The organism is Bacillota bacterium, assembly GCA_013178305.1.
Lineage (GTDB): Bacteria > Bacillota > Sulfobacillia > JABLXB01 > JABLXB01 > JABLXB01.
In genome coordinates this window covers 31,761-49,702 of the sequence record JABLXB010000003.1, presented here as the reverse complement: position 1 = coordinate 49,702, position 17,942 = coordinate 31,761, and the positions used below count along the sequence as shown (strand labels likewise).

Genomic DNA, 17,942 nt, shown 5'->3' with positions numbered 1-17,942 from the left:
ATGAAGACTTCAATTGTCTCGCGGTCGCAGTCCCGCGGGGGCAAAAGGATCGCCGCGGTGCTGCTGGCGGGGGTAATGGTTGCGTGCCTCGTGGCCGCAACGGGGATGGCGGCCGGTGAGACGCCGGTGCTCTCCCTGGAAGACGCATATCAGCAGGCGCTCAAGTCGAGCACGGTGATCGCGCAGTCGAGACTGGCTGTCAAGCAGGCCGAGCTCTCTGCGGACCAGGCGGAGGAGACAGCTCATTCGCTCGACGAGCGTTTCGTCACGACGTGGGACCTGCGCCTCGTCAAGTACTACAACCCCGAGAACGCCGCGTCCGCGCTGGAAACGGCGAGGACCAGCGACGAGATCACGCGGAAGCAGATGCAGCTCACGGTGGCCGATGCGTACTACAACGTGTTGAAGGCCGAAGCGATGTTCAACGCGCAAGTAGCGGGGGTCAAGCGGGCCGAGGAGCAGCTCGAGTCCGCGAAGGCCTCATTCGAGGCGGGCCTCGTCCCGAGAACCGACGTCCTCGCGGCCGAAGTCGGTGTGTCGAGCGCGAAGGTTTCGCTTGCCTCGGCTTCGAAGGCCCGCGACATGGCTGTGATGTCCCTCAACCAGCTGCTGGGTAACGACCTATCCAGGAAGGTGGCAGTCGCGGCGGAGTTCAAGTACGACACCCCGAAGGCAGGCGACCCATCGCAGGTGGTCGCGAACGCCCTGGGTAAGCGCCTCGACATAAGGAAGGCGTCCGAGTCCCTCCGGATGGCCGAACTGTATCACAAGCTCGCGCTGGACCACTTCAGCCCGAACGTGTGGACGGTAAAGCAGGCCGCCATAAACGTGGAGTCGACACGGCTGGGGCTCGATATCGCACGCCAGGCGGCGGAGCTCGAAATACGGTTGCAGCACCAGAGCCTCCTCGAGGCCGACGAGCGTTACCACCTGACTGTGAAAAGCCTCGAGCAGGCTTCGGAGAACCTCCGCCTCGCGCAGCTGAGGTACGATTCGGGCGTGGGCACCAGCCTCGAGGTGACGTCGGCGGACTCGACGCTGAGGCAGATCGAAGCCCAGGCGATCCAGGCTCAGTTCGATTACGCGCTGGCGGCTGCGAAGTGGGAGTTCCTGAAAGAAGGTGGCCACCTGTCGTCCTCATCGATGTCGTCTTCGGCGGGGTCGGGTTCGTCGTCGGGTGGCGCGTCGAGCGGGTCCAAACCATCGGGGATGGGCTTCTGAACGGAGGGAACGGTAAATGCTAGACTCGCGTGCTGTAGCTGAGGACCTGCGCCCTGCGCTGTGGGATGACCTGCCCGAGAAGCAGATACAGATGCTCAAGGCCGCTCTCGATGTGTTCCGAGTCCGCGGTTTTCACGAGGCCAAGGTCGAGGACATAGCAGTGGCCGCAGGCGTGGGAAAGGGCACCATATACGAGTACTTCGAGAACAAGACGGACCTGTTCGAGCAGACCGTGAAATACCACCTCGGGAGGTTCTGGAGGCAGGCGGCGGAGTACATTCTGGCGGGGTCGGACGCCAGGGACAAGATAAGACGGATAATCGAAAGCCAGGCGGCCATGATCTCGGGCGAGAACGCGATCACGTTCCTGGTCCTGAACGACCCTGAGCCTGTCAGCGTCGAACTGAAGCACTGGGCGTGGAGCCACAGGGCGCGGTTCATCCACGATGCTCTCGCGAGGATCATCCAGCAAGGGGTGGACGAAGGGAGCCTGCGGCCCGTGGACACCTGCGTGGCATCGTGTTTCCTATTCTCGATGCTCCACGTGATGCTGTCCACGTACCGGATCTCCTGCCTCGAACCCGGCGCGGGCGGTACGCCTGTCGAGAGCATCGCGGGCAAGGTCATGGACCTGCTCATGCACGGCCTGTCCGCGTAGAGACACTGAGCGCCGGTCCCGTGAGCCGCGTACGCTTCGCGGCCTCGAGCCGGCGCTTCTACGACCCCTTGAGAATGGATTCCGCCGTCCGGTCGTCGGTCACCAGCGTGTCGCAGAAACCCCCGCGGAGCGCGCCCCGGATCGACTCGACCTTGCCCGGGCCGGCAGCGACGGCGATGACTCGCTTGATCCCCTTGAACTCCCTGAGCGGGAGCCCGACGATGCGGCGGTTCACCTCGGCGTCGCAGATCTTCCCATCGATGTCGTAGAACCAGGAGATGTGGCCCACGGCGCCGTGGTCCCTGAGCTCCCGGATCTGCTCCGGCTTGAGATAGCCGGTCTTCACCATGGTGGACGTCTCGACGGGGACGCCCACTCCGACCATCGCTATATCGGCCGCCCGCGCGGTGTCCAGGACCTCCTTGATGTTCGGGTCGTCGACGATGGCATCCCGGAGCTCCGCGCTGCCTACTACCGCCGGGGCGTACAGCACCCTCCACGACCCGCCGAGCTTCCGCGCCAGATCCACCGCGATGCTGTTCGAGTGCACTTCCATACTCGTGTTGCCGGCGCCGCCGATGAGCGGGACCGCTGTCACGCCCTTCACCTTCACCGGTTTCAGCGCGTCGACAACCGCCCGCAGCGTGCTCCCCCACGATACCGCCACGACGTCGTCCGGCTTGATGATCCTCACCAGGAGGTCCGCAGCCGCTCCAGCGATGGCCTGCTTCGGCTCCACCCCCTGGGCGGTCACGACAACAGCCTGGCGGAGGCCGAAGCGCTTCTCGAGGCCGATCTCCAGCGCGGAGCATTGCCGGACCGGTGAGACGATTGAGATTCGCACGAGGCCGGATTCCTTGGCCCGCTTTATCAACCTGCACACGGTGGGACGCGACATCTGCAGTCGCGCGGCGATTTCCCGTTGCGACAGGTCTTCCTCGTAATACAGCCGCGCGACCTTCGTAAGTAGCGAAAGGTCGGGGTGGGCGGTCGAGCCGCCACGGCTTCCGGTCCTGCTCAGTATCGTCGACATCGGGTGGGACGCGATCCCCCCTTCGCTAAATCCGGCCGCCGCACGCTGCCCGACAACCTCGCTTCAGGCGGCGGGGTCAGGCGAGCAGCAACGCCGGGTCTTCCATGAAGTCTTTCAGGGTCTGAAGGAACTCGGCCGCGTCCGCCCCGTCCAGCACGCGGTGGTCGAACACGAGTGTGAAATAGGCTGACAGCCTCGGGACAACCTGGTCACCGTCTACAACAGCCCTCGGCGCGATCCGGCCGATCCCCAGGATAGCGGCCTCGGGCGGGTTGATGATCGGTGCGAACCAGTCAACATCCCTTTGCGCGATGTTCGAAACGGTGAACGTCCCTCCGCCTACGTCCTCGGGCCTGAGCGCGGCCTTCCTGGCCTTGTCGACGAGCACGGCCCTCTCCTGAGCTATCGCGGCGAGGCCCTTCCTGTCCGCCTGGCGTATCACCGGCACTACCAAGCCGTCAGTGAGGGCGACCGCAACCCCGACGTTGACGCCGGCCATCACGTGTATGCCGTCGTCGTGTAGCGACGAGTTGACTTTCGGATGCGACCTCAGCGCGGCGGCAGCGACCTTGACTATGATGTCGGTGTAGGTCAGCTTCGGACCGCCACCTGCCTCGACGTGGGCGGAGAGGCGCTCGCGCATATCCGCGGCGGCGGTGAAGTCCACAAGCGTCGACATGGCGAGTTGCGGCGCCGTATGCTGGCTGAGCGTCATCCTGTCGCCGATGGTCTTCCGCACGCCCTCGTACGGCAGGATCCTCTCAGCGGGTGGCGCGGGCAAAACCGCCGCCGGCGCCTGGGTCGTGCGGGCGGGCCCGGCGGCGACCGTCCCCAGGACGCTTGACACGTCCGCCGACGTAACCGCGCCACCCGGTCCCGTGCCTGGTACCGTGGAGATCTCGACGCCGCCTTCCCTCGCGAGCCTTCGCGCGGCTGGCGTCGCCCGGGGTCTCGATGGGGCTTCCGGCGGTATAGCGGCCGGCGCCTGAGGCGGTGGCGGCGCGGGGCCGACTGGGGCCGCCGGAGCGGCTGGTTGCGCCACCGCGGTCTGTGCCGCGGACGGCGCCGGAGCCGCAGCCTCCTTCCCGGTTTCATCAGGTTGCGATATGAGCGCAATCGTCTCCGTGACGGCGATCTGGTCTCCGGGTTTCGCGATGATTCTCTCGAGGATGCCCGACGCCGGCGACTCGACCTCGAAGTTCACCTTGTCGGTGCTCACCTCGAGCAGCGGCTCGCCCTTCTCGATCCGGGCGCCCTCTTCCTTGAACCAGGATACTATGACGCCCTGCTCCATCGTCATACTGAGCTTGGGCATTATCACTGGTACAGGCATATTCCAGACCCCCCAACCCTGCAGACTCGCGGCGGCCCGCGGCCGGCCCGTGACAGTCCGCTGTATCACTTGAACAATTCCAGCACTCCAGCCACTATGGACTCCTCCGTCGGGACCGCGTGCTTCTCCAGGACGGGGTTGTACGGTATCGGGATGTTGTAGCCGCACACCCTCCTGATGGGGGCATCGAGGTAATAGAACGCCTCGCTGTCCGCGATAATGGCCGCGACCTCGCCACCGAAGCCGCCCCTCTTGACCCCTTCGTGCACTATGACAAGCCGCCCCGTCTTTGCGACAGACGATATAACGGTCTCCTTGTCGAACGGCACCAGCGTGCGCGGGTCGATGACCTCGGCGCTGATCCCCTTGCCGGCCAGATCCCCGGCCGCGCGGAGCGCCTTGTGTACCATCATCGACGTGGCGACGATGGTCACGTCAGTGCCCTGTCTCTTCACGTCGGCCTTGCCGAGGGGGATCGTGTAGTCACCCTCCGGAACGTCCCCCCTGGCGCGGTACAGGAGCTTGTGCTCCAGGAACACGACCAGATTGTCGTCGCGGATGGACGACTTAAGCAGGCCCTTGGCGTCGTAAGGCGTGGACGGCATGACCACGAGCAGCCCCGGCACGTGAACGTACCAGGCCTCAAGACTCTGTGAGTGCTGCGCCGCGGCGCCGGTGCCGGACCCGCCCGGCGCGCGGAGGACCATCGGCACGCTGGCTTTCCCGCCGAACATATAGCGGACCTTAGCCCCCTGGTTCACAAGCTGGTCCATGCCGATCGTGATGAAGTCCGAAAACATGATCTCGGCGACGGGCCTCATGCCCAGCAGGGCGGCGCCGATGCTCGTGCCTATGATAGCCGCTTCGGAGATCGGGGTCTCCCTCACTCTTTCGGGGCCGAACTCCTCCACAAGGCCGGCCGTAACGCCGAACGCCCCGCCGTAGAGGCCGATGTCCTCCCCGGCGAGGTAGACCCGCTGGTCGCGTATCATCTCCTCGCGCAGCGCTTCCCTGATCGCCTGCGCCCCGGTGAGCTCACGCATTCACGGCACCCCCCGCAGCGGTCTCGACGTATACGTCTGTGGTCAATTCCTCGAGGCCGGGGTCGGGACTGTTTTGCGCGAACTCGACCGCCTTCTCTACGGCCTCGCGCGCCGCGCGGTCCATGGCCTCAAAGACGGCCTCGTCGATCACACCGTTCTCGATGAGCAAGGTCCTGAATCGCTTGATTGGATCCTTGAGCTTCCACTGGGCGATCTCTTCCTTGGTGCGGTAGCGGTTCGCGTCGCTCTTGGAGTGGCCCTTCCACCTGTACGTCTGGAGTTCGACGTAGCCCGGCCCCTCGCCGCGGCGCGCGCGATCGACGGCCTTCTTAACCGCTCCGTACACCGCGAGCACGTCGTTGCCGTCCGCCGGCTCGCCCGGCATGCCGTACGCCTGCCCCCTGATTGCCGCGTCGCGGCAGGCCAGCGCCCTTTCATTGGAAATGGACATCGCGTACTGGTTGTTCTCGCAGACGAACACTACGGGCAGCTTCCACACCGAGGCGAGGTTCGCGGACTCGTGGAAGACGCCCTGCGCGATGGCGCCGTCGCCGAAGAAACACAGTACGACATTGGGCCGCTTCTGCATCTTCAGAGCGAGCGCAGCTCCGACCGCTATGGCGATTCCGCCCCCGACGACCCCGTTCGCCCCGAGGTTCCCGCTTTCGATGTCCGCTATGTGCATCGAACCGCCCTTACCCTTGCAGTAGCCGGTCGCCTTCCCCAGCAGCTCGGCCATCATCCGGTTGACGTCGGCGCCCTTGGCCAGGGTCTGGCCATGGCCGCGGTGCGTAGCCGTGATGTAGTCACCCGTCTCGATCGCGGCCATTGCGCCGGCTGCGCACGCCTCCTGGCCTATGGACAGGTGGGTGGTGCCGTGTATCTTACCCTGTGCGAAGAATTCGTCCACTTTCTCCTCGAAGTACCTGTTCTTCAACATGGTGTCGAGGGCCCAGAGCAACTTGTCCCTGGACAGTGGCAGGTTCGCCTTTCTCGCGCTCAATCAGCCACCTCCTCAAGTCACACGGAAACCAGGCGGGACAGTCCCCAGGCAACCGCGGGTTCACCTGCGGGCACGATCATGCGCGCATGTTCTTTGAGGACCGCGGGAGCCGTATCGGCGTATATGCCCAGACCCGCCCACTTCACAAGCTCGAGGTCGTTCTCATTATCGCCGATTGCTACGATATTCCGTCGCTTTACGCCAAGAATTCTGGCAACGTACTTGATCCCCTTCAGTTTACTGATACCCAGAGACGTGACTTCAATCCAGTTCCTGTACGCCTGCGCGTAGCTCACGCCTTGCAGGCTCGAGCATATCTCCAGCCGCAGCCTGTGCATGTCGGCAACGGTGTCGAAGAGAATCGTGACCTTGTTGATGCCCCGCACCGGCAGCCGCCCGTAATCGTAGATGACCGCGTAGTCGTACGGGGCCCATTCACGCAGTCGCCTCTGAATCAGTGCCACGTCGGGGTGCTCGGGGTTCCTGAACAAAAGGTACATCCCATACGGGCCCTGCGCCCTCACTGACAGGTCGCGTTGCCTGCAGAACTCGTACACGGCCTTCACATGGGCGGAAGGCATTGCGTAAGATTTCATGACCCGCCCCGAAGCCGTCATCACGATCGATCCGCCGAGAAGGACGAGGGGGTCCGTGAGCCCGAGCTCCTTGATTATGTACCTGACTCCCTCGTAGGCCCGCCCCGTCGCCAGGACGATCCTGACGCCGGCGGCCATCGCCCTCCTGACCGCCCCGGCGTTCTCCGGAGGCATCCTGTCATCGTCGTCGATAAGAGTCCCATCGACGTCGATGGCCGCCATCCTGACCTCGGACATTCGTTCTCCCCTCTCCGTCCACTAGAAAGCGAGTATCCGCGCGGGGTTGTTCACCCAGATATCTTCGATGACAGAGCCGGGAATGCCTTCGACCCGCAGCCGCGGTACGAACGACTCGAGGATGTAGGCCAGGCCGGGGCCGCCGCCGTATGCCTTGAAGTACGACTTCCTCCCGAGGTCGCCGCCGAAGACGATCTTCTTCCCATACCCCGCCTTGACCAGCGCTTTTATCAGGTCGACCGTGAAGCTCTCAGAGTGGTATTTCGCCCTTGAAGCACAGTCGTACTGCACGTAGCACCCGCTTTTCAGCACCTCGAGGTGATAATACGGGTCGGGGTTCCTGTCGAGGTGGCCGATGACCACGCGCTCGAGGTTGACGCCTTCCTTGCGGAAGATCTCGAGCTGCTCGAGCCCCATCGTCCCGTATTCCGTGTGCGTGGCTATGGGCGCGCCGGTCTCGAGGTGGGCCCTCGCCGCCGCCTTCAGCATCTTGACCTCCAGCGGGCTGACTGTGTAGTAGCCTGTGCCGCCCTTGATGATCCCGGCCTTCGCCTTGCTGCGTTCCACGAACGGGCCGTTGTAATCGTGGGTTTCGATGCCCGTCGTGACCTCTTCGACGATCAGCTGCGTGAGCTGGTCCACGGAGTAGTTGTGCACGAAATGAGTCCTCTCGTAGAACTTGCCCTTGTGGAAGCCTGTCGCAGCGATGATGTTCACAGGGACTTCCTTCGCCATCTGCAGGTAGGCGTTGACGCTCCTGCCGCAACCGATCGGCATCATCTCCACGAACGACCGGCCGCCGGCCTCGTAAAAACTCTTGAGCTCCTGCGTCCCCTTCTCAATGTCGTTCATGAGAAAGTCGGAGTCGATGATGACCTCCATTCCGCCGCCACGGTAAAGGTGGTCGTGCATGTTCGTGACCCCGAGTTTCTCGGGAGCGACCGGCCCATGGACGGTCTGAACAGATGCCATGTGATTCAGCTCCTCTCGACCTACTTCTCTATCGCGAATGCCCTGTGCGGGTTCGCCAGGATAAGGTCGTCGACGAACTCTTTCGGGAAGCCCTCGTCCAGGAGCCTTGGGAGGAACTTCTTCAAGATGTAGTCGAACCCGGGCCCCCCACCATAGCTCTTCCAGTACGATCGCCGGCCCATGTCGCACGAGATCAGGATCTGCTTTCCGTACCCTTTCTCCCTCAGCATGCGCAGGAGCGAAACGCGCTCCGCGTCGGGGCCGTACTTGATCTTGGAGAACCCGTCATATAGCACGTACGCGCCCATCCTGACGATCTTCAGGTGAATGTAGGGGTCGATGTTCTGGTCGATGTGGCCGATGGCTATCCTGGAGGGGTCCAGCCCCTCGGAAACCATGACCTCGACCTGCTCGACTCCCATGGTCCCCTTCTCGGTATGCGTCGATGCGAGCGCGCCGGTTTCTTTCGCCGCTATCGCCACTGCGCGGAGGACCTTCTCCTCTGTCGCGCTCATGGTGTTGTACATGGTCCCTGCCTTGACCACGCCGGCCTTGATCCTGGTGCCGTCCATCCCCTCGGTGACTTCCCTTATCACGATGTCGGCTAGCTGCGTCTTGGAGAGCTCCTCGGTCTCCCTGGGGAAATAAGCCCCCTTGAGCCATCCGGAGCAAGCGATGACGTGTACGCCTGTGGTCCTGGATGCCTCGACCATCACGGGGAGGTTCCGTCCATAGTGCCTGGGTGTCATTTCCACGACCGTCTCGCCTCCAGCCGCCTTGAAAATCGCGAGCTCCTGGCGCGGCTTGGACGGGTCGTCTACCAGAAGGTCCACATCGCCGTTGATTACGTTGTTGGGTGGCCTGGTCATCAGGTGCTCGTGCGAGTACGTTACGCCCATTTCTCCGGGTTTGATGTCTCCGAGAATGGTCTGAATCCTGCCCATGTCAAGCACCCTCCTTTCCTTTGACTGCCTGTCTCTTTGACTGTCTGTCGGGTTGGGCACTATCCGCAGGCGCCCGCCCGCGCGGTACTGGCCGCGTTCGCATGGAGTGCCCCGTCGCCCGCCCGGGCGGTGGAACCCGGGCAGGCGACGGATATGGAGGACATGGCCTTGTTGTCAGTCGTGTTATCTGCCGCCGAAGATGGCCCTCATGAGCCCGAAGAACGCGAGCCAGATCGTGCTGTAGTCGGTATGGCCCGCAACGCCGACCGACAGGTTGCCGACCGCCGCGAGAGCTGCGGAGCCGAACACGTTAACGAAGCCCATCACCGAGCAAGCGAACAGGACTCCCTTCCACCCGCCGTAAGCGTTTGCGAACACGCCCAGGGTGCACCCGCCAAAGAACAGCGGGATGACTGACGGGATGGCGATGATAGGCGACTTGAACGCGACGAGCAGGCCGAGCGCGACGAGCTGCGCGACAACCGTGGCGACGAAGCCGAGTAGAGCCGCGGTGGGTGCGTAGGGCCAGAATACCGGGTTGTCAACGGCCGCGATGGCGCCCGGGATCACCTTGTCCGCGAATCCCTTGAACGCAGGCAGCAGCTCCGCGAGGAACATCCTGACACCCATGAGAAGCACGGTAATGCCGACCGCGATCTGGACACCCTGCATCGCACCGTAGAACAGGTAATTCTGGCCGGCGGCGGCGGCGTCCTTGGCGAGCGCCGCTGGACCGATGAACGCGGTCAACGCGAAGTACAGGACGGCCATGACGAGACCGTACGCCACGACGGAGTCGCCGAACATCGACAGCCAGCCGGGGAGCTTGAGGTTCTCGGCGCTGTCGTCGGGGTTACCGACTCTGGCAAGGTAGGTGGTGATGATACCCGAGATGCACAGGTTGTGTCCGAGGGTGATCGGGGTATCGCCGATGAATTTCTTGAGGTACGGATAGATCAACGATGGGAAGAACCACCAGTATATGGCGCATATGAGGGTAGACACGGCTATAGCCGCGGTGCCATCAAGCCTCATGCATTCGTACACGAACCAGGTCAGGCAGACCGTGTCGCTGAACGCGACGTGGCCGGTCAGGTAGACAACCTTAATAGGGCTGAGTTTTGCGAACAGCAGGTGGAGCAACCACCCGGCTACCATGATGAGCCCGACGTTCGCCACGATGTCCTTTGGCATCCGTTGCATGGCCTCGCCGACGTGCGTCCACGGGTCCATGACGACGCCGCGGATGTTGTACGCCTTGGTAAGAGCCTCCATTATGGGTTTAGACGCGCTGACCAGCGTGCCCGAGCCAAGTTGCAGGACCTTGACGCCGACTATCGTCTTGACAGTGGCGACGATCGAGTCCTTCGCGCCCTTCCCCTGGAGAATACAGCCGATGAGAACGATCAAGCCCAGGAAGTTCGCCGGCTGGCGCAGGACCTGGTTAATGAAGAAATCGAGGAAAGCCACTTCAACTCCCCCTTGATCCGTTATTGATTGCTACCTGGCTGCCCTGAGCTCGTCAATAGCGGCGCCGAACTTGTCCCTGAGTTCCTTCTTGTCGAAGAAACTCTTGATCGGGACCACCTTCTTCGCCGTGGGGTGTCCCTGCACTGCTTTCTCCAGTGACGCGCTCACTGCGATGATGTCGGTTTCCTTCCCCTTGAATGTGCCGGTATCGGCCACTTCCACCGTGACACCGGGGATCTTCGCCTCCTTCAGCACTCCCTCGATGTTCAGCCGCAGCATCAGGCTACTCCCCGCGCCGAAAGTGCAGACCACGAGGATCTTCAGGTTGCCCTTGTCATCCATTCTCAGTTCACCTCCCCTCACCCGAGTAAGCAACTTAAGCCGCCCACGTGGCTGTACTCGAGCCAGTCATTCGCGCCCAAAGAGGGCCATTACCTGCCTTGCGCTGGTCGCGGCGCGGATCCGCTCGATGTTCGCGGGTTCCATGAGTATGGCGCTCAGCTCGGCGAGCGCCTGGATGTGCGACTGGTTGTCGGTCGTGGCAAACGAGATGAGTATGTCGACCGGGTCGTTGTGCGGAACCCCGAATTCAACCGGCCGCTCCAGGGTAGCGAGAGCCATGGAGGTGCGCTTGACGGATTCCCCGGGACGGGCGTGCGGGAGGGCAATGCCGGGGGCCAGTACTATGTATGGCCCGCACTCCACGACGGTTTGTCTCATTGCCTCGACGTATGCGGGTTCCACGCCGCCGGATTTCACGAGGAGGTTGCCCACCAGGGACACCGCCTCCTTCCAGTCGACCGCTTTCTGCTTTAGCGCGATCGTGTTTTCGTTAAGGAGTTCGGCCAGCAAGTAATCACCTTCGTATCGGTCGTTCAGCCACGTCTTCCGCCATGCCCGACGCGCATTCCGCCGCGTCTTCAGCCGCGTTGCCCGTAGCGCGACGCGTAGAACCGCCGCGCCCTGTCTATCAGGTCGTTGTCAAGTACCCGGGGCGAACCGAGGCTGCTCGAGATAGCGTAGATCTCTGCGCAGTTCTCGATGATGCAGGCGTTGGTGAGACACTCGCCGAGACTCTTACCGACCGCGACCACGCCGTGGTTCTCCAGCAGCACCCCGTTCAGCCGCCCGATAGTCCTCGCGATGGACTCCCCGAGATCTCTTGTGTCGGGGAATTCAAATGGGGCGACCTTGATTGCACCGCCGATCGTATTTGCCTGACTCAGCATTATAACGGGTATCTCGCGGTTCAGGCAGGCGAACGCGGAGGCGTACGGGGAGTGCGTGTGAATAACGGCCGAGACATCGGGACGCGCGGCGTAGATGGCCAGGTGAAACACGAGGTCGAGTGAGGGTTTCCGAGCGCCTTCCAGCACGCCGGCAGCGGAGTCGATCACAACAAAGTCCGCGGGGGCGAGGTTCCCGTAGCGCATGCCGCTAGGCGACATTACCACATTGCCGCTACCCGCGTCGCGCGCGGACAGGCTGCCTTTGACGGGGCCCACGGACGCCAGTCCGAGGCGTTCCAGTTCGACTGCTGTAGCCAGTGCCTCCGAGCGTAGGTCCTCCAGTAACATGCGCTTACCCCCCAGACGCCGGTTTGGAGCGATCGGTTATACGGGGCGTGGCTTCAGATATCTGAACAGAATTTCACGATATACAATACTGTCACCTTCAATTTAGCAAATGTGAGCGGATGGGTCAAGCACTGATGGTGGTGCACGCGTCTATCGGCGGGGCCGGTCTCGCGTCTACAGGTTGTGGCTTATGTAACTCTGGATAGCGCGCCCGAATACTATGTATCGCAAGATAGGCTGGCCTGTTAAGGAGGTGCGCTAGCAGTGGTTGAGGCGAAATGGGATGGAGGCGGGCTCTTTGGTGGCAATTTCGCGTTCATCATCTTCCTGATCCTCATCCTGCTGATCTTCGGCAACTAGAGCCCTGTCCTGACCCTTCTCATCTTCGGCGACGGGTCCGGCTGGTGACCCTGGAGCCGGAATGACGGCAATCGAGGTTACCGCGAGAGAAGGAGGTGTAAGTTATGGCCGAGGTAAAGGGTGGCGGTTTCTTCGGTGGCAATTTCGTGTTCATAATCTTCCTGGTCCTCATCCTGCTCCTGTTCGGCGACGGCTGTTTCAGCTAAACAGGACCCCCAACTATACGGGAGCCGTCCTTGGACGGCTCCCGTCGTCTCGATCCGGCCCCGGCATCAACTCCAACCCGAGCAGAAGAACAGTAGGATTATTACGATGAAAATGATGAAAACCCAGCTGCTGCCCCAGAAGCCACCGCCCCATTTGCCTTCGGGCACGTCGATCACCCCCTTGCGGTTTTTCTGAGACATTATATTCGCATCGATGCCAATGGTTACATAACACCGCTAAGCCGCGGCGAACCCCCGGAAACGGGAGGCTGGCGCTATCCGGGCACCCAAAAGGGGTTTTCGTCCTCCTCGTAGAACCGGAGACAGGCGGCACAATGAGCCTATGCGTGAGGTGAGAGCATGGCACGGCAGATTGGAGCAAACGACCTGCGGGCGGTGTGCAAGCAGGACGACCTCGGGTGCAAGTCGACGGAGGAACTCCAACCCATCGAGAGCATCGTGGGCCAGGACAGAGCCATTCAGGCTCTGGAGCTGGGGCTTGCCATCAGCGGCGAGGGATTCAACATATACGTTGCGGGCGAAGCCGGCACGGGGCGTTCAACTGCGGTCAACGAGTTCGTGGGGCACTTCGCCAGGATGAAGCCCGCCCCGTCCGACTGGTGTTACGCGCACAACTTCCGCGATCCCTACCAGCCCAGGGCGATCCGCGTAGCCGCCGGCCAGGGCGCACGATTCGCGCGGGACGTGGCTGCGCTCGTATCCGCGGCGCGCGCGGAAGTGCCCAAAGCATTCGAGGGTGAGCAGTACGCGAAACAGAAGGAGGAGCGGCTCGCAACATTCGGACGCAGGCGCGAGCAGCTCATTGGCGCGCTGAATCAGCGCGCCCAGGCCGAGGGGTTCGTAATCCAGGCCACTCCCGTTGGCCTGCTGATAGTCCCTCTGGTCCAGGGCCGGCCAATGAGCGACCAGGAGTTCGCCGCGCTTCCCAACGACGCAAAGGAACAGATTACGGCCAGGCGCAGCGCGCTTGAGTCCGAGCTGCTGGACACCTTGCGCGAGATCCGCCGGATCGATCGCGACGCGGCATCGGCCATCGAGGATCTCGATCGCGAGGTCGTGATATTCACGGTCGGGCACCAATTCGAGCAGATCAAAGATGCGTTCAAGGACAACCCCGACGTTGTGTCGCACATGGACGAAATGCGTGAGGACCTTCTGCAGAACATCCCCCAGCTCCGCGGCCAGAACGTGCCTCAGCCCGAGGGGCTTCCCCCGGGGGTCACGCCGGGCTGGGTCAGGGACATCCCGTTCCGGAAATACGCCATCAACGTGGTGGTCGACAACACGGGGCTCGAAGGGGCTCCCGTCGTAATGGAGATAAACCCGACGTACAACAACCTGTTCGGGCGTATCGAAAAGGAAGCCCAGCTGGGCGTGCTGGTCACGGATTTCACCCTGGTCAGGAGCGGTTCACTGCACCGCGCCAACGGGGGTTACCTGATAATCCCTGTTGAGGAGATCCTCAGGAACCCGCTTGCGTATGACGGGCTGAAGCGCGCGCTGCGCAGCCGCGAGATAGTGATAGAGGAAGCCGGCGAGCGCCTCGGCCTGATGGCCACGAAGACCCTGCGTCCTCAGCCGATACCGCTGGACGTGAAGGTCATCCTGATAGGAACCCCTGCGCTCTACCAGCAGCTTTATGCCCTCGATCCGGACTTCAACGAACTCTTCAAGATCAAAGCGGAGTTCGATACCAGGATGGAGCGCACGCCGGTCAACGTAAGGACGTACGCGTCATTCCTGTGCAAGTTGTGCCGGAAGGAGGATCTCCGCTACCTCGACGCCGGCGCCGCAGCCAAGATCGTAGAGCACAGCTCGAGGCTCGCGGGAGACCAGACCAAGCTGTCGACCCACTTCGCCGAGATCGCCGACATCATTCGCGAGGCCAACTTCTATGCGGCTCGTGACAACGTGCACCACGTCGGCCCTGGCCATGTGGTCAGGGCGATCGAGTCCAAGGTCTACCGCTCGAACCTCATCGAGAGCAGGCTCCGCGAGATGACCACGCGCGGTATCCTCAAGGTCGAGACAACGGGGAGCGCCGTCGGGGAGATCAACGGCCTGTCGGTGATAAGCCTCGGCGACATCGCGTTCGGAAGGCCGTCGCGCATAACCGCAAGCGTGGGTCTCGGGCGCGACGGCATCATCGACATCGAGCGCGAAGCCAAGCTCGGAGGGCGCCTGCACAGCAAGGGCGTGATGATACTCGGAGGCTATTTGACCGCGCATTTCGCGCAGGCCTTCCCGCTGAGCCTGTCGGCGCGACTCGTGTTCGAGCAGAGCTACGACATGGTTGACGGCGACAGCGCCTCCTCGGCGGAATTATACGCTCTGCTTTCGGCTATCTCGGGCGTCCCGATCAGGCGCGGCATGGCGGTGACCGGCTCCGTGAACCAAAGGGGCGAGGTCCAGGCGATCGGCGGCGTAAACGAGAAGATCGAGGGGTTCTTCGAGGTGTGCAGGCTCAAGGGGTTGACGGGCGATCAGGGTGTGATAATCCCCGAGAGCAACGTGGAGCACCTCATGCTAAAGGAGCAGGTCGTCGAGACCGTCAGGGAGGATGGCTTCCACGTATACGCCGTGAAGACTATAGGAGATGGCATCGAGATACTGACGGGGATGCCGGCCGGGGAAAGGCAGCCGGATGGCTCGTTCCCCGAGGGTACGGTCTATCACCTGGTACAGAAGCGCCTGCAAGAGATGTCCGACAGGATACGAAAGCTGGGGACCGAGGCAGGCCGGGACAGGGAACAGCCTGCCCAGGGCGACAAGCAGGAATGAGTAGGGGGCGTGGCATGCCAGCGGGTCCTGGTGAGACCGGCGCCAGATCAACCGTCCCTGGCGCGGCCGTCGTGGACGATGAGTGGTTCACCCGTGAGCTCTATCATCGTCGTAACCACATCTTCTCCCTGGCCTGCCGGTTGACCGGCACACGTGACGACGCCGAGGACCTGGTCCAGGACACTCTACTCCTTGCCTGGAAGTCCCGGGGGCAGTTGCGCGAGCGCAACGCGCTGCCGTCCTGGATCAGGCGGATATGCGTGAATGCCTTCTTCCAGCACGCGCGCAGGCGGGCAGCCCGTGAGCTCCCGGAAGAGCATTACGTTCACTCTTCGAAAGATGGCATCGACCGCTGGGTGCCCACCGAACCGGCTTCCTCTGACCCGTCACCCGAGGACGAGCTCATCGTGGATGAGGCAGTCCGCGAAATCCGCGACGGGTGCTTCACGGCGATGGCTACCCGCCTGCCACTCGAACAGCGAGTGGCGTTTGCGCTGGTCGACATATTCGGGGTCGAAGTAGCCGAGGTTGCAGTGGTGCTCGGTAAGTCAGTGCCCGCAGCCAAGGCGGTGTTGCACAGGGCTCGCGAGAACATGAACGCGTTCTTCGGCCATCACTGTGAGTGGGTGTTGCCCGAGAACGCATGCCGCTGCCGCGCATGGGCGGCGTTCGTGCGGGACCGCGCCACCGTCCGGAACCGACTCAAGGAACTCGGCGCCGAACCCCCGGACTTCACTGACCCCGCTTACGCCGCGAGAAGTGATCCCGACACCATGTCCCGGGTACTGGCGCTGTTCCGCAGCCTGCCCGAGCGCAAGCCGGATGACGCCTGGTATACAAGCGTAATCCGTGCCTTGCGCGAATAAGGGAACACCACCGCACCTTTCTCGTATCGAGAGCATCCTCACATATAGGACTGTGGGACTGCGCCTGTAACCGGGCGCGGAATTGCACTCGCGGGGAGGCATATTATCTTGGAGAAAAAGCAACTTGACCCGGGAATCCTGAACGACCTGGCGCCCTGCGGCATCTCGTGCGCGAGGTGCGTGGGGTACCACGACGGCGTTGTGAAGAAACTCAGCGCTCAGTTGCTCTAGGCGCTGGGGGACTACGGGAAGATCGCGACCACGATGGCCGGTTTCATGCCGGTGTTCGCGGGCTACCCACAGTTCAGGGACATGCTCGAGCATTTCAGTAAGGCATCGTGCCCCGGGTGTCGCGCAGGGGGAGGGGTATATCCGGCCTGCTCGGCGAAGGACTGCTATCGTGAGATGAGGGTAGAGTACTGCTTCCAGTGCAGGGAGTACCCGTGCGAGAGAAACAGGTACGACGAGGTGCATCTGCTAAGGTGGAAGCAGATCAATGACCGAATGAAGGAGGTCGGCGTCGAAAGGTACTACGAGGAGCAGAAGTCGATACCGCGCTACTAGGGCGCGGATTCGATCACTTCTGGCACGAGGGGCAGACGTACGACGCCGTGGCCCCCGTCTTCACCTTGAGGATCGTGGAGCCACAGGTAGGACACGGCTGCCCTTCTTTGTACCCAACCAGGAACTCCTTGAAGCCACCGGGCCTGTCATACAGGTCTTTTTCGTACGCCAGGCCGCCCAGCGCCGCGGCCCCCTTCAGGTTTGCGACTATTGCACGGTGAAGAAGCCGCCGTTCGGATTCGCCGATGTCCGGTATCCGCCGGTTGGGGTGGAGTCGGGCCTTGAACAAGATGTCCTGGGCGTACACGTTCCCAATGCCGGCGATGCACTCCTGATCCAGCAGGACCGTCTTTATCGCGCCCCTCTTTCCTTCGAGCAGGGCGTTGAAAGCCTGGAACGTGAATGATTCCGAAAGCGGGTCCATTCCAAGCCTGGCTGTCATCTTGTGCGACGAAATGTCGCCGGCCTTGACCGCATGTATGTATCCAAACCACCAGAACCCGATGCTGAGCGCGGAGCCATCACTGAAGTAGACTCTGGCGTTATACTTCGCCGGCAGGGTTTCCGGTGACTTGTGGTAGACTACGTTCCCCCCCATGCCCAGATTGAGGAGAAAGGTCACGCCCGGTTCAAGGTCCGTAAACACCCATTTCCCCTTCGACGCCGAGCGCCCGAGTGTCTTGCCGAGCACGAGGGATTCGAACTCCGGGACCGGCACGTTCAGGCATTTGACCTGCCGGATCTCGATTGCACCGACGGTCCTCCCCCTGAGTTCCTCGTCCATCTGGCGAGCGAGGTTGTGGATCTCGGGTAGTTCAGGCATTCGTCGCGCCTCCTGTCGAATCCAACACCCTAATACTACCACAAAGTGGCCTTTGCGGCCCATACCCCTCGACTGTGGCCGAGCTGCAATCCAACGTGAACGAGATAGCCGCGGAACTCACGAGGATTGCCAGGCGCGTATCCGAGCAGGGGTTCGACAGGCTCTCAAGGTCGAATTCCTGAGATAGTACCGCGCGGAGGAACCTATCACCCACCTTCCGAAAAATGGTACACT

17 protein-coding genes are annotated in these 17,942 nt (G+C 62.4%); 5 read left to right on the top strand and 12 right to left on the bottom strand.

Annotation, left to right across the window (positions count from 1 at the left end):
• The gene (locus tag HPY55_07970) at window positions 1-1,221 is read left to right on the top strand and encodes a TolC family protein (GenBank protein ID NPV70563.1); all 1,221 of its coding nucleotides are present in this window, start codon (window positions 1-3) and stop codon (window positions 1,219-1,221) included.
• A 16-nt stretch (window positions 1,222-1,237) separates the two neighbouring features.
• A complete protein-coding gene (locus HPY55_07965) occupies window positions 1,238-1,879 on the top strand; it encodes a TetR/AcrR family transcriptional regulator (GenBank protein NPV70562.1) in 642 nt (213 codons plus the stop codon).
• Between the two features lie 58 nt (window positions 1,880-1,937).
• Here HPY55_07965 and HPY55_07960 read toward each other — a convergent pair whose 3' ends face one another.
• The 11 genes from HPY55_07960 to HPY55_07910 form a co-directional block, all read right to left on the bottom strand.
• Entirely contained in the window at window positions 1,938-2,912 is a 975-nt protein-coding gene (locus HPY55_07960; GenBank protein NPV70561.1) for a sugar-binding transcriptional regulator, read from the bottom strand.
• A 76-nt stretch (window positions 2,913-2,988) separates the two neighbouring features.
• Window positions 2,989-4,245, bottom strand: coding sequence for a 2-oxo acid dehydrogenase subunit E2 (locus HPY55_07955; protein NPV70560.1), 1,257 nt, complete (start codon window positions 4,243-4,245; stop codon window positions 2,989-2,991).
• A gap of 65 nt (window positions 4,246-4,310) precedes the next feature.
• A complete protein-coding gene (locus HPY55_07950; protein ID NPV70559.1) occupies window positions 4,311-5,288 on the bottom strand; it encodes an alpha-ketoacid dehydrogenase subunit beta in 978 nt (325 codons plus the stop codon).
• Window positions 5,281-6,228 (bottom strand): thiamine pyrophosphate-dependent dehydrogenase E1 component subunit alpha, encoded by a 948-nt coding sequence (locus HPY55_07945; protein ID NPV70558.1) that lies wholly within the window; start codon window positions 6,226-6,228, stop codon window positions 5,281-5,283. The genes HPY55_07950 and HPY55_07945 overlap by 8 nt, the downstream gene beginning before the upstream one ends.
• Before the next feature lie 80 nt (window positions 6,229-6,308).
• The gene (locus HPY55_07940; protein ID NPV70557.1) at window positions 6,309-7,124 is read right to left on the bottom strand and encodes an HAD family hydrolase; all 816 of its coding nucleotides are present in this window, start codon (window positions 7,122-7,124) and stop codon (window positions 6,309-6,311) included.
• 21 nt (window positions 7,125-7,145) lie between these two features.
• A complete protein-coding gene (locus tag HPY55_07935; protein NPV70556.1) occupies window positions 7,146-8,096 on the bottom strand; it encodes a phosphotriesterase-related protein in 951 nt (316 codons plus the stop codon).
• A 20-nt stretch (window positions 8,097-8,116) separates the two neighbouring features.
• Window positions 8,117-9,040 carry a phosphotriesterase-related protein gene (locus HPY55_07930; GenBank protein NPV70555.1) on the bottom strand — a complete coding sequence of 308 codons (924 nt, stop codon included), beginning with the start codon at window positions 9,038-9,040 and terminating at the stop codon, window positions 8,117-8,119.
• Between the two features lie 183 nt (window positions 9,041-9,223).
• Complete coding sequence (locus HPY55_07925; protein ID NPV70554.1) at window positions 9,224-10,510, bottom strand: PTS ascorbate transporter subunit IIC; 1,287 nt, start codon at window positions 10,508-10,510, stop codon at window positions 9,224-9,226.
• A 30-nt stretch (window positions 10,511-10,540) separates the two neighbouring features.
• Window positions 10,541-10,852, bottom strand: a complete 312-nt coding sequence (locus HPY55_07920) for a PTS sugar transporter subunit IIB (protein NPV70553.1) — start codon at window positions 10,850-10,852, stop codon at window positions 10,541-10,543.
• 66 nt (window positions 10,853-10,918) lie between these two features.
• Window positions 10,919-11,362, bottom strand: a complete 444-nt coding sequence (locus HPY55_07915) for a PTS transporter subunit EIIA (protein ID NPV70552.1) — start codon at window positions 11,360-11,362, stop codon at window positions 10,919-10,921.
• Between the two features lie 68 nt (window positions 11,363-11,430).
• Window positions 11,431-12,087, bottom strand: a complete 657-nt coding sequence (locus HPY55_07910; protein ID NPV70551.1) for a class II aldolase/adducin family protein — start codon at window positions 12,085-12,087, stop codon at window positions 11,431-11,433.
• A gap of 926 nt (window positions 12,088-13,013) precedes the next feature.
• Between HPY55_07910 and HPY55_07905 the strand changes: the two genes are divergently transcribed.
• The 3 genes from HPY55_07905 to HPY55_07895 all read left to right on the top strand — a co-directional run bounded on the left by HPY55_07905 (window position 13,014) and on the right by HPY55_07895 (window position 16,885).
• Window positions 13,014-15,455 (top strand): AAA family ATPase, encoded by a 2,442-nt coding sequence (locus HPY55_07905; protein ID NPV70550.1) that lies wholly within the window; start codon window positions 13,014-13,016, stop codon window positions 15,453-15,455.
• Window positions 15,456-15,469: 14 nt separating this feature from the next.
• Window positions 15,470-16,321, top strand: a complete 852-nt coding sequence (locus HPY55_07900) for an RNA polymerase sigma factor (GenBank protein ID NPV70549.1) — start codon at window positions 15,470-15,472, stop codon at window positions 16,319-16,321.
• Between the two features lie 264 nt (window positions 16,322-16,585).
• Window positions 16,586-16,885 (top strand): DUF3795 domain-containing protein, encoded by a 300-nt coding sequence (locus HPY55_07895; GenBank protein ID NPV70548.1) that lies wholly within the window; start codon window positions 16,586-16,588, stop codon window positions 16,883-16,885.
• Window positions 16,886-16,898: 13 nt separating this feature from the next.
• Here the strand turns inward: HPY55_07895 and HPY55_07890 are convergent, their stop codons facing one another.
• On the bottom strand, window positions 16,899-17,708 hold the full coding sequence (locus HPY55_07890; GenBank protein ID NPV70547.1) for an Fpg/Nei family DNA glycosylase: 810 nt from the start codon (window positions 17,706-17,708) through the stop codon (window positions 16,899-16,901).
• Between the last annotated feature and the right edge of the window lie 234 nt (window positions 17,709-17,942).

What these genes read in the sequence shown, in the direction of transcription:
- HPY55_07970 (NPV70563.1), top strand. Translation starts at nt 1, where the DNA reads ATGAAGACTTCAATTGTCTCGCGGTCGCAGTCCCGCGGGGGCAAAAGG.
- HPY55_07965 (NPV70562.1), top strand. Translation starts at nt 1,238, where the DNA reads ATGCTAGACTCGCGTGCTGTAGCTGAGGACCTGCGCCCTGCGCTGTGG.
- HPY55_07960 (NPV70561.1), bottom strand. Translation starts at nt 2,912, where the DNA reads ATGTCGACGATACTGAGCAGGACCGGAAGCCGTGGCGGCTCGACCGCC.
- HPY55_07955 (NPV70560.1), bottom strand. Translation starts at nt 4,245, where the DNA reads ATGCCTGTACCAGTGATAATGCCCAAGCTCAGTATGACGATGGAGCAG.
- HPY55_07950 (NPV70559.1), bottom strand. Translation starts at nt 5,288, where the DNA reads ATGCGTGAGCTCACCGGGGCGCAGGCGATCAGGGAAGCGCTGCGCGAG.
- HPY55_07945 (NPV70558.1), bottom strand. Translation starts at nt 6,228, where the DNA reads ATGTTGAAGAACAGGTACTTCGAGGAGAAAGTGGACGAATTCTTCGCA.
- HPY55_07940 (NPV70557.1), bottom strand. Translation starts at nt 7,124, where the DNA reads ATGTCCGAGGTCAGGATGGCGGCCATCGACGTCGATGGGACTCTTATC.
- HPY55_07935 (NPV70556.1), bottom strand. Translation starts at nt 8,096, where the DNA reads ATGGCATCTGTTCAGACCGTCCATGGGCCGGTCGCTCCCGAGAAACTC.
- HPY55_07930 (NPV70555.1), bottom strand. Translation starts at nt 9,040, where the DNA reads ATGGGCAGGATTCAGACCATTCTCGGAGACATCAAACCCGGAGAAATG.
- HPY55_07920 (NPV70553.1), bottom strand. Translation starts at nt 10,852, where the DNA reads ATGGATGACAAGGGCAACCTGAAGATCCTCGTGGTCTGCACTTTCGGC.
- HPY55_07910 (NPV70551.1), bottom strand. Translation starts at nt 12,087, where the DNA reads ATGTTACTGGAGGACCTACGCTCGGAGGCACTGGCTACAGCAGTCGAA.
- HPY55_07905 (NPV70550.1), top strand. Translation starts at nt 13,014, where the DNA reads ATGGCACGGCAGATTGGAGCAAACGACCTGCGGGCGGTGTGCAAGCAG.
- HPY55_07900 (NPV70549.1), top strand. Translation starts at nt 15,470, where the DNA reads ATGCCAGCGGGTCCTGGTGAGACCGGCGCCAGATCAACCGTCCCTGGC.
- HPY55_07895 (NPV70548.1), top strand. Translation starts at nt 16,586, where the DNA reads ATGGCCGGTTTCATGCCGGTGTTCGCGGGCTACCCACAGTTCAGGGAC.
- HPY55_07890 (NPV70547.1), bottom strand. Translation starts at nt 17,708, where the DNA reads ATGCCTGAACTACCCGAGATCCACAACCTCGCTCGCCAGATGGACGAG.